Origin of the sequence: Campylobacter sp. RM16187 (genome assembly GCF_025319965.1) — a bacterium.
GTDB lineage: Bacteria > Campylobacterota > Campylobacteria > Campylobacterales > Campylobacteraceae > Campylobacter_A.
Genome location: NZ_CP012549.1, coordinates 1,636,653 through 1,652,424 on the forward strand (window position 1 = coordinate 1,636,653; position 15,772 = coordinate 1,652,424).

At 35.4% G+C, this 15,772-nt stretch carries 17 protein-coding genes; all 17 read left to right on the forward strand.

The annotated features are described in order from the left end of the window. Positions 1-25 precede the first annotated feature (25 nt). The 17 genes from CDOMF_RS08705 (at position 26) to CDOMF_RS08785 (ending at position 15,744) form a co-directional block, all read left to right on the forward strand. A complete protein-coding gene (locus CDOMF_RS08705; protein WP_260951591.1) occupies positions 26-799 on the forward strand; it encodes a cytochrome C in 774 nt (257 codons plus the stop codon). Beyond that, on the forward strand, positions 792-2,006 hold the full coding sequence (locus tag CDOMF_RS08710) for a nitrous oxide reductase family maturation protein NosD (RefSeq protein WP_260951592.1): 1,215 nt from the start codon (positions 792-794) through the stop codon (positions 2,004-2,006). Before CDOMF_RS08705 ends, CDOMF_RS08710 begins: the two co-directional genes overlap by 8 nt. Then, entirely contained in the window at positions 1,999-2,685 is a 687-nt protein-coding gene (locus tag CDOMF_RS08715) for a 4Fe-4S dicluster domain-containing protein (protein WP_260951593.1), read from the forward strand. The genes CDOMF_RS08710 and CDOMF_RS08715 overlap by 8 nt, the downstream gene beginning before the upstream one ends. Further along, positions 2,685-3,248 carry a c-type cytochrome gene (locus tag CDOMF_RS08720; protein ID WP_260951594.1) on the forward strand — a complete coding sequence of 188 codons (564 nt, stop codon included), beginning with the start codon at positions 2,685-2,687 and terminating at the stop codon, positions 3,246-3,248. Before CDOMF_RS08715 ends, CDOMF_RS08720 begins: the two co-directional genes overlap by 1 nt. Further along, positions 3,245-3,703, forward strand: coding sequence for a c-type cytochrome (locus CDOMF_RS08725; RefSeq protein ID WP_260951595.1), 459 nt, complete (start codon positions 3,245-3,247; stop codon positions 3,701-3,703). The genes CDOMF_RS08720 and CDOMF_RS08725 overlap by 4 nt, the downstream gene beginning before the upstream one ends. A 2-nt stretch (positions 3,704-3,705) precedes the next feature. Continuing rightward, entirely contained in the window at positions 3,706-4,605 is a 900-nt protein-coding gene (locus CDOMF_RS08730; RefSeq protein WP_260951596.1) for a NapH/MauN family ferredoxin-type protein, read from the forward strand. A gap of 18 nt (positions 4,606-4,623) precedes the next feature. Continuing rightward, positions 4,624-5,268: an ABC transporter ATP-binding protein gene (locus CDOMF_RS08735; RefSeq protein WP_260951597.1), complete on the forward strand. Its 645-nt coding sequence runs from the start codon at positions 4,624-4,626 to the stop codon at positions 5,266-5,268. Next, complete coding sequence (locus tag CDOMF_RS08740) at positions 5,265-6,092, forward strand: ABC transporter permease (protein ID WP_260951598.1); 828 nt, start codon at positions 5,265-5,267, stop codon at positions 6,090-6,092. Before CDOMF_RS08735 ends, CDOMF_RS08740 begins: the two co-directional genes overlap by 4 nt. Positions 6,093-6,100: 8 nt before the next feature. Further along, positions 6,101-6,553 carry a nitrous oxide reductase accessory protein NosL gene (locus CDOMF_RS08745; RefSeq protein WP_260951599.1) on the forward strand — a complete coding sequence of 151 codons (453 nt, stop codon included), beginning with the start codon at positions 6,101-6,103 and terminating at the stop codon, positions 6,551-6,553. An 83-nt stretch (positions 6,554-6,636) separates the two neighbouring features. Further along, the gene (locus CDOMF_RS08750) at positions 6,637-7,845 is read left to right on the forward strand and encodes a molybdopterin molybdotransferase MoeA (RefSeq protein WP_260951600.1); all 1,209 of its coding nucleotides are present in this window, start codon (positions 6,637-6,639) and stop codon (positions 7,843-7,845) included. Next, entirely contained in the window at positions 7,838-8,662 is an 825-nt protein-coding gene (locus CDOMF_RS08755) for a DUF364 domain-containing protein (protein WP_260951601.1), read from the forward strand. The genes CDOMF_RS08750 and CDOMF_RS08755 overlap by 8 nt, the downstream gene beginning before the upstream one ends. A gap of 2 nt (positions 8,663-8,664) precedes the next feature. Further along, the gene (locus CDOMF_RS08760) at positions 8,665-9,687 is read left to right on the forward strand and encodes an ABC transporter substrate-binding protein (RefSeq protein WP_260951602.1); all 1,023 of its coding nucleotides are present in this window, start codon (positions 8,665-8,667) and stop codon (positions 9,685-9,687) included. A gap of 3 nt (positions 9,688-9,690) precedes the next feature. Continuing rightward, a complete protein-coding gene (locus CDOMF_RS08765) occupies positions 9,691-10,719 on the forward strand; it encodes a FecCD family ABC transporter permease (protein WP_260951603.1) in 1,029 nt (342 codons plus the stop codon). Positions 10,720-10,853: 134 nt separating this feature from the next. Beyond that, positions 10,854-12,932: a TonB-dependent receptor gene (locus CDOMF_RS08770; RefSeq protein ID WP_260951604.1), complete on the forward strand. Its 2,079-nt coding sequence runs from the start codon at positions 10,854-10,856 to the stop codon at positions 12,930-12,932. 51 nt (positions 12,933-12,983) lie between these two features. Next, complete coding sequence (locus CDOMF_RS08775; RefSeq protein WP_260951605.1) at positions 12,984-14,021, forward strand: ABC transporter substrate-binding protein; 1,038 nt, start codon at positions 12,984-12,986, stop codon at positions 14,019-14,021. After that, complete coding sequence (locus CDOMF_RS08780) at positions 14,018-14,980, forward strand: FecCD family ABC transporter permease (protein WP_260951606.1); 963 nt, start codon at positions 14,018-14,020, stop codon at positions 14,978-14,980. Before CDOMF_RS08775 ends, CDOMF_RS08780 begins: the two co-directional genes overlap by 4 nt. Then, entirely contained in the window at positions 14,971-15,744 is a 774-nt protein-coding gene (locus CDOMF_RS08785) for an ABC transporter ATP-binding protein (RefSeq protein ID WP_260951607.1), read from the forward strand. The genes CDOMF_RS08780 and CDOMF_RS08785 overlap by 10 nt, the downstream gene beginning before the upstream one ends. Positions 15,745-15,772 lie beyond the last annotated feature (28 nt).

Consider the following 15,772-nt stretch of genomic DNA (forward strand, 5'->3'; position numbering starts at 1 on the left):
CTCTAAACAAATTTAAGGAATTTTAATGAGTAAGTACAAAATTTATACTATTATCGCACTTGTTATTATGACCGTATGCTTTACTATACCCGTGCTTGGATTTCACGGTGCAAAAGCAAAAATTTCAAATAATAAAGAGCTAAGTAGTCTTACATATAAAATTTACGACCTTTATACATCGTTTCAATACCACAATCACCTAATGCCAAAAGACGTTGCGTCAAGCCTTAAAAAGCAGATAGAGCAACGAGCAGAGATAGGAACACCATCTCTTCCTATTTGGTATGTGGCATTAGAAGCGCCAAACTATCCAAAAGAGGCCTTTCCAAACGGAATCCCTGTATATTTTCACGTAGATGGTTATAGCGGTGATGTGCATGAAATGAATACTATAAATCACTACATAGGAATGTATCCTATGGAGCACGGTGGCAACGTAGAACGTGCCATAGCACCTTACTATCTGCTAATTTCTACTTTATGCATGCTTGCGTTTTTATACTATGACGGTAAAGGTCATTCTTTGCTTATGGTTCTTCCAACCATTGCTCCTGTTTTATTTATGGTGGCATTTGCCGGTTGGCTTTACTGGTATGGACATAACATGCAAGAGTGGGGAGCGTTTAAGATCAAGCCTTTTATGCCGACGGTTTTAGGAGACGGTAAAGTAGCGCAATTTACTACGCACTCTTATCCTGCTATCGGTTTTTGGGCGATGATTGCAATGAGCGTATTTTGCATACTGGCAGTATTTTCAAAAAATAAAGAGCTAAGAGAGAAGAGAAGTCGCTATGCTTAAAATTTTGCTTTGTTTATTAGTGTTTTTAAACTTCTTATACTCAAATCCTCTTCAAGAAGCGATTAATAGTGCCGAACCCGGTGACATAATAACACTTGATGACGGAATTTACGAAGGAAACATTGTAATAAACAAAGCAATAACTTTACAAGCTAAAAACAGAGCCGTCATAAGAGGCAACGGAACAGGAAGCGTTATTAAAATAAAAAGCTCAAATGTATCTTTGATCAACTTAAAGATTGAAAATAGCGGCAACAGCCACACAAATATAGATGCAGGCATAAGTTGCGAAAATTCAAATCTTGTCCGCATAGAAAATAACGATATATCAAATTCTTTATTCGGTATAGATTTTAAGCAGTGTAACGAGTCAAAGATCGTTGATAACCGCATAACGTCCAAGCCCGTTAGTCTAGGTCTTAGAGGCGATGCTATAAGGCTTTGGTATAGCCACAATAATGAAATTTCGCATAATTATATTTACGAATCAAGAGATATGGTTATATGGTATTCAAGCGGCAATACTATAAAAAACAACTACGGTAGAGACGGGAGATATTCGCTACACTTTATGTATGCGGGCAAAAATTTAGTAGAAAACAACAAATTTGAATTTAACTCCGTTGGAATCTTCTTTATGTTTTCTTCAGGCTCGCTTGTAAGAAATAACCATGTTTCTAACTCTACAGGGCCTTTTGGAGTGGGGATCGGCATGAAAGACACGTCCGATTTCACGCTAGAAAATAATGTCTTGATGTATAACGCAAGAGGACTATACATCGATCAAAGTCCTTTTCAGCCGGGAACCATAAACACATACTCTAAAAATCAAATTTTATACAACACTACAGGCGTTCATTTTCATGCCACTCAGCATAAAAGCGTATTTGAAAACAATGATCTGATAGGAAATATGGAGATTGCCATAAACGACACTCCTGATTCAAAAGTGCTGGAAAATGAGTGGAGAGAGAACTACTTTGATGACTATGAAGGATTTGATAGAGATAAAGATGGATACGGAGATATGCCCTATGCTAGCTACTCTTATGCCGATAGACTTTGGCAGCACTCTCCTAGTTTAAGATTTTTTTATGGCTCAACAGCAATAAGCGCCCTTAACTTTTTGGCTCGTCTGGCGCCTTTTTCCGAACCGGAAATGCTGTTAAGCGATAAAAGACCGAAAATGAGGGCAAATTATGAATAGGCGACAATTTGGGGCTTTTAGTATCGTTAGTTTAGCGCTTGGATTTGGTATAGGCAAAATTTTACCAAGTAGCCATGCTAATGAGCTTTATCTAAGACCTCCGGGAGCCGTTAGTAATTTTGAAACTCTTTGCATTAAATGCGGACAATGCGTTCAGGTTTGCCCATATCATTCAATTGATTTGCTTGATATAAGCACCATAACCTCGGTAGGAACGTCTTATATCAAGCCTGAAATCAGAGGATGTTATCTGTGTGATCTTTTTCCTTGCGTTTTAGCCTGTCCTAGCGGGGCTTTAGATCACGATACTACACAGATCAGTGATGTTAAAATGGGAATAGCTCTGCTTGAAAACCAAAACGCTTGTTTGGCTTTCAAAAAAGAACAGTTAAAACAAAGCGATGTAACAGCCTGCTTGGAAAGAAAGACTCGCAACGAACGAGAAGAGGCGGTAAAAGATAGGATAAAAAGCGGACTAGGAACTGTTTGTGATCTATGCGTAATACTCTGTCCGGTAGGAAGCGAAGCTATAAGTATGAAAGAGATAAACGAGGGTAAAATTTTGCCGCAAATCAAAGAAAAATGTGTTGGATGTGGGGTTTGTGCCGAAGTTTGTCCGCCAAAGATAATAAAAATAATACCTAATAAAAATTTTAGTCAAATTTACAAGGAAGGGTAATGTATAAAATTTTACAAATTTTAGTTGTTTGTGCATTAATATTTTCAGGATGCGAAGATAGTAAAAGTTCTGAAAAAAATATTCAAAATACAAGTAAGGTCAATGAAGAAGCTACGCAACCGACAAAAAATTCAGGAGGAATTAGTATCAAAAAAGGCGAAAAGCCAAATGATACAAACCAGTTCATAAGCTATGATATTCACGGGCAAAAGAAAGTTGATTTTGGTCTTGATAAGAATGAAACCAGCAGAGCTATAGGTGCTTTAGTGATGGTTAGAAATCCTTACGAGAAGATAAATTTACAACTTTTAAAAGGGAGGCTTAGTAAAAATTTTATACTAAAATGCTCAGCATGTCATGATGACTACGCAAACGGTATCATAGGACCTTCATTGCTACAAAAAAACAAAGATGAAATTTACAATATGATAAGAGCTTATAAACATAAGGAAAAAGTTAATGTGCTAATGAAAGATTTAGTGCTTCAAATGAGCGATGAAGAGATTATGAGTTTGGCAAAAGAGATAGATGAATTTAATGAACAGTTTAGGAGCAAAAAATGAAAATTGGACAAATCGTTATAATTGGCATTAGCGTCGCTATCGTTGGACTTATGGGATATATGTTGCTTAGTACCGAAGAGAGTAATAATGACGCAAAAACTCAAAGAATGGTCAAAGAAGAAATCCCGAAAAAACAAACTCAAAACACAAAAATAGAGAGCTTAATAGACAGCGAAGAGGTTAAGAAGATACAAGAGCTAAAAGATACAGTTACAAAAAGAAGTGAAGGTCTTAGTCAGGCTTACTTAACTAGATGTGCGCCTTGTCACGGCAGTGATGGCAAAGGAACTTTAGCTCCAAGTATAGCTGGAAAAAGTAAAGAAGAACTGCTAGTAAAACTTAGAGAATATAAAGAAAACAAGATACCAAATTCGCTTATGAAAGGACTTTTGATAAATACTCCTGAAAGTGAGCTTGAATCACTTGCTGATGAGATTTCAAAATTTGGCAAATAAAAATGGATAAAGTTAATACAAGATGCACAGTTAGAGCAACTCCTTTTTTTAGCACCCTTTTTTTGGAGGATGAAAACGGTAAGAAACGCCTTAGTATTCGTGCTTATAGATTTTTTATCATAATCCTTGTGCATCTGCTATTTGTCCTTAGTTACTATGTCGATATTCAAATTTTAGAAGGTGATATAACAGGTTCTAGGATATTTGGCTTTCATTTAACAGATCCTTTTGTAACAATTCAAGTAGTTGCTTCAACCTATGAATTGCCTACAAATTTAATGATAGGATCATTGACGATTTTAGGTTTTTACATACTTTTTGGTGGAAGAGCTTTTTGCTCCTGGGTTTGTCCTTATACTCTTCTAGGCGAGATAGGCGAAAAAATTCATGAAAATTTGGCCGCTAAAAAGATTATTAAAAGGCGAAATTTTGATCCGAAATTAAAATATCTATTTTTCTTCTTTTTTGTAACATTAAGCCTTGCCAGCTCGCAACTAATCTTTGAAATATTTAACGTCACAGGGATATTTTCACGCTTTATCATTTATGGATATGCGGCTGCCATTTGGTATGTGCTGCTGGTTTTGCTAGTAGAGATATTTTTCTCAAGAAGAGCGTGGTGTAGATATGTCTGCCCGATAGGCGCAACGTATTCGATAATAGGCTCAAAAAGCGCCATTAAGATAAGCTGGGATAAGCAAAAATGCGATCATTGTTTGGTTTGCATTGATACCTGTATCGTACCGCATGTTCTTGAGATAACAAAGAAAAATGTAAAGGTAGATGATAGTAAAGATCTGTTTAGGCTAGTTGGCGGCGACTGCACGCTTTGTGGAAGATGTGTAGATGTATGCCATCATGACGCACTTAAATTTGATAATGGGCTTAAAAAGCTTTTATAATTTTGCAAGGAGTAGTGATTGATTGAGATTAAAAATGTCAGTAAAACTTTTGGCTCTCAACAAATTTTAAAAAATATAAACATAGAGATATTAGAAAACGAAAAAGTTGTTTTATTGGGGCAAAATGGAGCCGGAAAAAGCTCTTTAATAAAAGTAATCCTAGGCGAATATATACCAGATAAAGGATATGTAAAAATTTTAGGCACAGATCCTTTAAAATCTCGTAAAGAGGCGTTGGATAATATATCTTTTGTACCACAAACCCCTCCTCCGCTAAGGCTTACTCTGAGCGAACTTTGCGAATTTGTATGTGAAAGCTCTCAGGTATCTTTAGAGGATATAGAGCAAATATGCGAGAGAATGGGATTAAAATTAAAAGATAATTTAAACAAAGCGTTTTATAAACTTTCAGGCGGAATGAAGCAAAAACTACTAATCGCCATCGCTTTTGCAAAAGATAGCAAGATCATGATATTTGACGAACCTACCGCAAATTTAGATATCGATGCAAGGGAGCAGTTTTTAGCCCTGCTTAACGAATTTGCAAAAGAAAAAACTATCATCTTTATATCCCATAGAGTTTCTGATATGAGAGGCTTTATAAATCGTGAAATTTATATGGATCTTGGAGCTGTCGTTCAAGAGACTAGGAGGGCCTCTTGAAAAATTTACTTTTAATCTCAAAGTTAGACATCATAGAGTCTTTTCGTTCAAAATGGTTTATAGTATATTTGCTTATATTTTCAGGGTTAATAGCTATATTTTTCGTAAGCGGAGTTACTAATTCAAGAGTTCTTGGATTTTCAGGCCTTACCAGACTGTTACTACTCTTTATACAAATTTGTATAGTCATCGTGCCTATATTTATCTTAATTTCAACAGTTAGAAGCATAAGCGGAGATAGAGAAAGCGGTCTGCTTGAATATTTTTTGAGTTTTCCGCTAAGTCTTAAAGAGTACTATTTCGGTAAGGTCTTAGGAAGAGTTTTTGTGGTATTTACGCCCCTGCTTTTTGCGTTAATTATCTCTGTTTTAATAGGCATAATTAAAGGAACTAAGATTCCGTGGGATATATTTTTCTTTTATACCCTACTTCTTTTAGCCTTAAGTGTGGTATTTTTATCATTTGGATTTTTAATTTCAAGCATAGTAAAAAATCAGGAGATGGGTCAAGGCGTTGCTTTCTTGCTCTGGCTTATACTAATAGCTTTTTTAGACATCGCTCTTATAGGTCTAATGCTTAAAAGCGCCATTAGAGAGACTACGATCTATGCTATCGCTCTATTAAATCCTATCGAGCTTTTTAGGATAGCGGCCATTAGTCTTTTTGATCCTAATTTAGCCGTTATAGGCCCTGCTGCCTATTTTATACTCGATAAATTTACACCTACAATGTTTATAATATATACATTTGGATATTCAATCATAATTAGCATTTTCTGCTTTTTTATTGGGTATTATGTGTTTTCAAAAAAAGATTTAGTATAAGGAACAAAATGAAAAAAATTGCTATTATCCTGATTGTGTTTTTAAATTTTGCCTATGGGCTTGATAAAAATGATCCGTATTTTTCCGATACAAACTCAACCTGCCCTATTAAATTTATAGATGTGTTTAAAAGTCCAAATTTCATAGCCGTTATAGAATATAAAGACAATAAAAAAATCCTTTTTAGCTCATCAAAACAGATGTTTCACTACTTTTACAAGCTAAATCGTCACTTTGTGCCTATAAATAGGCTTTTAGTTACCGACTTTAAAACAGGAGAGCTTATTGAGGCTTCTGAAGCGTTTTATGTTTTTGGCTCTAGGATAGTTAGTGCAAGCGGTGATGACTTGATACCATTTGCACTAGAGACCGATGCAAAAGAATTTGCAAGCAAAAACTCAGGTCATGCCATATTGCCATTCTCAAAGATTACAGCCAAGTTGATTGATTATTTGAACTAAATTAATATATTATATTGACAATATTTCCTAAAATTAAGTAGAATAATTTTATCTATATATAAATATATATTTTAGGAAAAAACATGTTTCCCCCATCAAGAGAAGAATTTTTAAATATATTGGATAAACACTGCAAATTCAGCAATAAAACGAAGCTAGTAAAGATAGAAAAAGCTCTTAATGCAACTCTGGCAAGCGATGTATTTGCAAAATTTAACGTTCCAAACAGAAAATCAAGCTCGCTTGACGGAATAGCTTTTAAATTTGATAATTTATCGGTTAAAGAGACAAAAGATTGGATTGAAGGCAAAGACTATATCTTTAGTAATACCGGTGTTTGTATAGATGATCAATTTGATACCGTAATCAGAATAGAAGATGTATCCTTTAAAGATAAAAAACTTATTTTTTTAAAAAATCCTGACAAAAGAGGCAGAAATATAAATGAGATAGGTTCATTTATAAAAGAAAAAGAGCTGCTGGTTAAAGCAGGAAATGTAATAAAAGGCGAGCATATTTGCCTGATGTGCGCTGCGGGGGTTAAAAAGATAGAGGTGTTAAAAAAGCCGGTAGTCGCCTTTATACCTACGGGAAATGAGCTGATAGATGCTAAAATGCCTATGCAAGAGGGTAAAAATATTGAGTCTAACTCATTACTCTTTAAAGCATATATGAAAGAGTGGGGAGCTAAGGCTAACATATATCCGATAACTCCTGATGATATAGAAATTTTAAAGCAGACTTTGCTAGATGCTGTTAATTCAAGCGATATAGTGATTTTAAACGGCGGCTCATCCAAGGGAACTATGGATTTTACTACAAAAGTATTTGAAAGCCTTGGAGAAATAGTAGTCTCTTCCCTTGCGCACGGTCCTGCCAAACCTACAAATTTTGCACTGATTAATGGTAAGCCGGTATTAGGTATAGTTGGTCCCTCTATCGGAGCGGAACTTACTATGAAGTGGTATCTAAAACCTCTTATAGAAAAGTTTTTAAAAAGACCGATTGAAAAACCGCCGGTTATAAAAGTAACTTTAATGAATGATTTTAGATCCCCGATTGACTTAGACTTCTACCAACAAGTTGTGGTTGTAAGGCAAGGAGAAAGATATCTTTGTTACATGCCGGGCATAAACGGTCAGTCGATGCGGATATCTCATGTTAGCCAAGCTAATGCGATACTAAAAGTACCAAAAGAGACTACGTTAAAGAATGGAGAAGAGGCTTTTGTAGAACTTAAAGTAGGCAAAGAGTATATAAAACAGATGCCACAATGGAGACCCCATGAGTAAAATTTTGTCTCAAACCATAGAAGAAATTCATCAAATTTTAGGCAATGATATAGAAGGTTTAAAAGTAGAAAGAGTAGTTATAGGACTATTTTTTACTGGAGTTAAACTAAGCAATGGAATTTGCGGTATTAGCTACACTCCTCTTAAAGATATTCCTGGAGCCGTATGCTGTCCCTCTCAAGCTGAAGCTATGCCGCTTTCGGGAAGATTAAAAGATAAAAATGTAAATTTCTTTTTAAAAGATATAAAAAGCTCCAGTGTTCTTAAAAAGACTATTGCTATAGCGGTTATAAATGCTCTATCTCAAACTTGCTTTGAAGCAAATCCAAAATCTTACAATATAAAATTCGATGCCGATCCGTTTGATGAAATTGATATCACAAAAGACTCTTTTAGCATTATAGTCGGTGCTTTAGTGCCTTATATGAAGTTTATGATAAAAAATGAGAGAAATTTTAATATTTTAGAACTTGATAAGAGTGTGCTTAAAGAAAACGAGCTAAAGCATTATTTGCCTACCGGTGAAGCAAAAAACGTAGTACCTATGGCTGATAATCTTATAATAACAGGAACTACGCTTATAAACGATACTCTTGAAGAGCTTTTAAGTATGAAAAAACCGGGCGCAAATGTAATAGTCGTAGGACCTACCGTATCTATGCTGCCAAAGGCGATGTTTGATAGAGGAGCAACTCACGTAGGCGGGGTATATGTAACAAGACCCGATGAGCTTTTAGATATCTTAGCAGAAGCGGGCTCAGGATATCATTTCTTTAAGAAGTATGCAAAAAAGATCGTTATAAGTAGAAAGGACTAAAAATGATGAAATTTAAATCGATTGTGTTTAAAGCGCTGCTTTTATTTGTCTCTTTAGCGTTTAGTTTAAATGCGGGTACAACAAAAAAGATAAAGGATTTTGCGGATAGAGAGGTTGAACTACCTACTAAAATAGAAAAAATAGTAACACTAGGTTCTGTTGGAGTGCTTAATTGCTTTGTTTTTGCGATGGATGAAGGAGACAAGATAGCAAACGCTCTTCCTCCAAGATTTTCTAAAACAGATAGATGGAAATACCATCTTAAATTTAACCCGGAGCTTAAAACAAAACCTGTTGTCGAGGATGCCGAGAGTTCAATAATAATGGAAGAGCTACTAAAAGTAAATCCGGATGTAATTTTTACAATGAACAAAAAACAAGCCCAAGATGCCGAAGCAAAAGGACTTAAAGCGGTTGTTTTAACATGGAAAAACGCATCAGATGCAAAAGATGTAGTAAATTTGCTTGGAGAGATATTTAACAAGCCTCAAAGAGCTCAAAAATACACACAATACTTTGATGATATGCTTCAAAAAATCAATAACGCAGTATCTAAAGTGTCACAAGATAAAAGAGTTACTGCGCTAAATACTACTCTAAAAAGACTAGCGCTTGGCCATATCATAGGCGAGTGGTGGATAGAACAAGCCGGAGGAGTAAGTGTATCAAAGGATATAAGAATCAGTGAGTCTCAAAACTACTCTTTAGAGCAGTTATTAGTATGGGATCCTGACTTTTTACTGGTTCAAACTAAGGCCGATAAAGAATTTGCGTATAGCGATGCCAGGTTTAAGAATTTAAAAGCGGTTAAAAATAATAAAGTATTCGTAACTCCAGTATTTGGTCATGTTTGGGCGAATAGAACCATGGAGCAGCCTTTAACCGTGCTTTGGGCGGCAAAACTGTTTTATCCTGATGCCATGAAAGATATTAGTTTAAAATATGAGTTAAAGAAATTCTCTAAAGAATTTTTCTCGTATGAATTAAGCGATGAAGAGTGCGATGAAATTTTAGGCGTATTGTAATAGATGCTAAATTTGAAAGAATCTGTAAGCTTTTTTAGCAATAATGCAATTGCTTTTAAGCTTACTATTATATCAGTATTGCCCGTTGTAGTCTTTTTGTTTTCTATGACTATAGGACACTACAAGCTTGGCATATATGATATATTAAATCTACTTTTTTCAGATAAATCTTCATATCCTCAAATAGCCCAAACGGTTGTCTTTGATGTAAGACTTCCAAGAACTCTGCTTGCCATGATGGTTGGATGCTCTCTTGCGGTGTCAGGTGCCATATATCAAGGGATATTTAAAAACCCGATGGCGTCTCCAAATATCCTTGGAACATCTGCAGGAGCAGGCTTTGGCACTGCTATGGCGATCGTTTTATCTTTTGGGGTTGTAGCTACTCAAGCTATGACTTTTTTATTTGGACTGTTTGCCGTGGGGCTAACTTACGCCATAAGCACAAAGGTCTCAAAAAGCAATAACATGACTTTAGTTTTTGTTTTAACCGGTATTTTAGTCTCTACCGTATTTCAAGCATTGATTTCACTCATAAAATACGTAGCCGATCCTTATGAAAAGCTGCCTACTATAACATTTTGGCTAATGGGAAGCTTGGCGACTGCGGATATGGATGATATTTTTATCATAACTCTACCATTTTTAATAGGCATGGTTCCTTTATTTCTTATAAGATGGAGGATAAATATCTTAGCTCTAAATGACGATGATATAAAATGCCTAGGTATAGATGCCAATAAAATACGTCTAATAGCAATTAGCTGTTCTACTTTATTAACGGCTTCTTGCGTTTCTGTAGCCGGACTAGTCGGATGGGTCGGACTTATAGTTCCGCATATAGCCAGAATGCTTGTTGGTCCTGATTTTAGAGTCTTACTTCCGGCTAGTGCGTTAATAGGAGCAACTTATTTGCTTTTGATAGATGATATAGCAAGAGGTGCTTTTATGGCGGAAATTCCTTTGAGTATATTAACAGCTCTTATAGGAGCTCCATACTTCATATATCTACTGCTTAAAACTCAAAGATAAAATCTAAATTTTAGCGGCAAAATAAACATATTCTTATAGATGTTATATCTCTTATTCAATTGATTTAAATCAATTGAATATTATTATCATTTCTGATAGAATAGCCGTTTTATTACTATTTAAAAAGGATTTCTATGCAAAGAAAAGTTATGCTAAGCTTTGCTCTTGTCGGTGTTTTAATGGCTAATGACAATATTGATCTTAAAGCCTTAGATAGTGTTACTGTAACAGCTCAAAGATCTTCTCAAAACATGGATCAAATCAGCAAAAGCATATCGGCAATAAACAAAGAAACTATTGAAAGAAAAATCGGCACTAGTGTCCCTTCTTTAATCAGCGAGGCACCGGGGGTATCGATGGTAAATGAAGGAATGGACTCAGGAACTATAAACGTTCGAGGATTTAGCTCGTCTGATTATAGAGTTCCTATGTTTATTGACGGACTTAGATTTAGAGGTAGGCCAGCATTTGAATATTCTATTTTCAGCCCTGATCAAATAGAGAGAATTGAGATCATAAGAGGTCCTGCCAGCACGCTTTATGGTACAGACGCCTTTGGCGGTATAGTAAATTTGGTAACAAAAAGAGCAAGTGGAGATGTCTTTGGAGAATTTAAACTCTCTGATACCTACATAAGCTCACAATATCAAAGCGTAAATAAAGGGACACAAAATCGCCTACAGCTAGGGTTTGTCGGAAATGGATTTGACGCTTTACTTGGATTAAATTATAAAAACGGCAAAGAATATAAGACCCCTGCCGGAAAGATAGATAATACAAACTATAGTTATAAAAGTTTAGACTTTAAAGGTGGATATAGCTTTGCCGACCATCACAGAATAGAACTTGTAACAAGATATACAGAGTCTAAAAGAGGTGTTGTCGGCACCTCTGTAGGAGCTCCAGGAACAGCGAACAAAAAAGGATTTCAAAAATATATCAGAGAAGATCCTCTCAGGGAAAAATATATCGCTATTAATTATGATGCCAATATAAATAACAAAATTATTTTAGACTCTAGCTTATACTATAGAGAGCTTTTTACGCATCTTAACATAAGACCGTATATAGGCTCATTCTCGCCAAGACAAGTTGATAACTACGTTAATGGTCCTGAAGTATATGGCGGTAAATTTATAGGAAAATACATAGGAGAAAATTTAACTCAAACCTACGGAATAGACTTTTATTATGAAGATTGGGATAGTGTTTATCAAAGTATAAACAAAGGACCAAAATTTAGAAATAGACTCAGAACTAAGCAGCTTGATGTAGCGGGATTTGGCCTGCTTGAGTATGGCTTTAACAATGGAGCCATTTTAAGCGCAAACCTAAGATACGACCATATCAAAACCTCATTTGATATGGATAGCAGCATGAGTCCGTCTGTAAAAAAACTATATGAAAACGCAAATAATAGAAAAGACTCAAGAGCTAGCTATGGGCTTGGTCTTATCTATCCTTTGGTTGGAGATTTGGAATTTGTAGGAAATTTCTCTACATCATTTAGAGCGCCTATGAGCGGTGAAGTAGCTCCTATATTAACATTTTCCGGAGCTGAAGCTTATCTCCCAAATCCGGAGTTAAAAATAGAAAAAGGTGTAACATACGAAGCCGGACTTAGGTATAGCGACCAAATGCTAAGATCAAATTTGATATTTTATATGGGAGATTATAAAGATTTGATCGTAGAAAAAAGCTGGACCACAGGCGCAACGACTTATTATCAGGCTCAAAATATAAATAGAGCCAAAATCAGCGGTCTTGAGTTTGATTTAGCCTATAAAGTTTTAAATTATTTAGAGTTTAAAACCAGCCTTGCTTACACAAGAGGCAAAAATAAAAACACCGGCAAGCCTTTGCCTGAGATCGCGCCTCTTAGCGGACATGTAGCACTTTCATACTCCCCTACTTTCCTTAAGAATTCATATATAGAATATAGCGGTGATTGGGCTGCACGCAAAACGCGCATAGATGAAAGCATGGAAAAGCAAAGAGCCGGATATTTTGTGCATAACATATATTTTAGAAAAAGCTTTGGCAAATTTGGCATGCTTAAAGATCTTAGCCTAAATTTTGGTGTTGAAAATATTTTAAATAAAGAGTATGCTCCGAGTTTAAGCTATGAAGCGATAGCGCAGCCAAGAAGTGCGACAAACCCACTTTTAAATCCAGGCAGGAATTTCAAGCTTGGATTTAAAGCAAGTTTTTAAATTTAAGGGCAAGGCTATAAGCCTGCCCTATTTTCAACTAAAAGGATGATTTTGAAAATTTTAGCGATAGTTATAGCTTTTTGCTTATCTTTAAATGCGGTAGAATTTACAGATCAAAATGGCAATAAATTCTATTTTAAAGAGTCCATTAAAAGCGTTGCCTTATTTCCGATACCTCTAGCTTCATTTTCTCTTAGTGTAGAAAATAACACATCTCGCTTAGCTTCTATCCATCCTATGGCTAAAAAAAATATTGATCGCGCAATGCTATCAAAAATGATAAAAGGCTCTTCTAAAATTCCTGTTGGAGGTATAGGAGATGATTTTATGCCAAACATGGAAGAGCTTATTAAACTCTCTCCAGAACTTGTAATCCAATGGGGTATGAGAGGAGAAAAGCTTATAGAACCGTTAAAGAAAGTAGGTCTAAACGTAGCGCTTGTAAATCTAAGAGGAACGGAAGAAGATCCGCTTTTCTGGTTTGATATGCTAGGTAAAATTTACGAAAAAGAGGATAGAGTAGCGCAAATTTTAAACAATAGGGCTCAAACCAGAGCAAAAATAGAAGAATTTGTAAAGAGTCTTCAAAATAAGCCAAAGGTATTGTTTATATTTGGAAGAGATAAGAGCTACGAAGCTGCCGGTAAAAAAACATATTTTGACTATGAAATTTCATTAAGCGGCGGTAAAAATATAGCAAATTTCAATGGCTTTAGGATAATCAATAAAGAAGAGATTATTGCACAAAATCCGGATATTATCCTTCTTAGTAACTTTGATAATTTGACCCCAAATGACTTTTTTCAAGACAGGCTTTTAAAAAGCGTAAAAGCGGTAAAAAATAAGACCGTTTATAAAATGCCTATCGGCGGAGATATGTGGGAGCCCCCTACCGGAGAATCACACCTTGCATGGCTATGGTTTAGCATACTTTTTTCAGGGCAAAATCATTTGAGTTTGGTAGAAGAGATGAGAAAAAGCTATAAAATACTTTATGAGTATGACTTAAAGGATGACGATATAGCTCAAATTTTACGCTTTGATATGAACGGCGATAGCAAATTTTACGATTTTTTCAAGACTAAATGAAAAAATATATCTTCTTACTATTTTTACTCGCGCTTGTATCTGTTTTCTCTCTAGTTGTAGGACGAATTTCACTTGAAGAGCTTAGAAATTACTACACAAATGATTTTGAGACTTTGCAAACGATTATTTTTGATTTGCGATTGCCAAGGCTTATAGTCGCCTTTTTAGTCGGTGCGAGCCTAAGTGTAGCAGGAGTCATCTTCCAAGCCATGTTTCAAAATCCGCTCGTTAGCCCAAATATACTTGGCGTAGGAAGCGGAGCGGGATTTGGTGCGGTAGTTTGCATCTTAATCTTTTCAAATCCGTTTATCACGCAAATCGGAGCTTTTATATTTGGATTTTTGGCTGTTATGATATCTTATGCCTTAGGCACTTTGGTCAATAAAAACTCAAAACTTATGCTGGTTTTAGCAGGTATCATAACAGGAGCTATTTTTGAAGCTTTGATTTCCATTGTAAAATACGTAGCAGACACCGAAGAAAAGCTTCCAAGTATAGTATATTGGCTAATGGGAAGCCTAAATGCCATATCGTGGGACGATGTGATAATTTTAGCTCCGATTTGCACCATAGGACTTGTTATTTTAAGCCTAATGGGATGGAAGTTAAACATATTATCTCTTGGAAATGAGCAAGCAAGCATTTTTGGCGAAAATAAATTCTTAGGCTTTATATTTGTTGTTCTTGCCACACTTATCACAAGCACCAGTGTAGCCATAGCAGGGATTATAGGCTGGGTAGGACTGCTCGTCCCGCATATTACAAGATTGATATTTGGCTCTGACAATACCTCTTTAGTGCCTATTTCAGCTATTTTTGGGGGTATCTTTCTAATGCTTACGGATGATGTGGCCAGAAGCGTTAGCTCGGCGGAAATTCCGCTTAGTATTTTAACCTCTCTTGTAGGAGCTCCTCTTATCGGCGTGATAATGGTTAAAAAGGGCAAGAAATGGTCTTAAAGGTAGAAAATTTAAGCTTTTCATATGATAAAAAAGAGATTTTACGAAATCTAAATTTTAGTTTAGATTCTGGAGAGACTCTTGGTATTTTAGGAAAAAACGGAATAGGAAAATCTACTTTCCTAAAGATAGTTTTAGGCATCTTAAAAACTAACCGTGGAAAAATTTTAATAGACAACAACGATATATCGTTGCTCGATAACAAAAGTCGTGCAAAACTAACAGGATATGTTCCGCAAAGCGAAAAAATAGCCTTTAGCTTCAAAGTAAAAGATATGATACTTATGGGCATAAATGCAAATATCGGTATATTTCAAAGACCTAGCAAAAGCGACAAAAAAAGAGTTGAAGAGGTATCCGATATAGTAGGTGTTAGAGATTTTTTAAATTTGGATGTTGATGAATTAAGCGGAGGAATGCTGCAACTTGTCTTAATCGCAAGATCACTTGTGCTAAATCCAAAAATACTTATCATGGATGAGCCGACTTCATATCTTGACGTATTTCATCAAAATGCTATTTTAAACCTTATAAAAAGGCTAAATACAGAATATAAAATGTGTATCATCTTTACTTCGCACTATCCCGATCATACTCTTGCCGTGGCAGACAAGACACTGCTTTTAAACGGTATTGACGGATATAAATTTGGCAATACTCGTGAAATTTTAACCGACAGAAATTTAAGCGAGCTTTTTAATATAGATTTTATAAATTTGGATATAGAAAACAAATCTAGACTTCTACCGAAATGGAGTGTATAGAATAATTATCTATAAATTTTATAGTGAG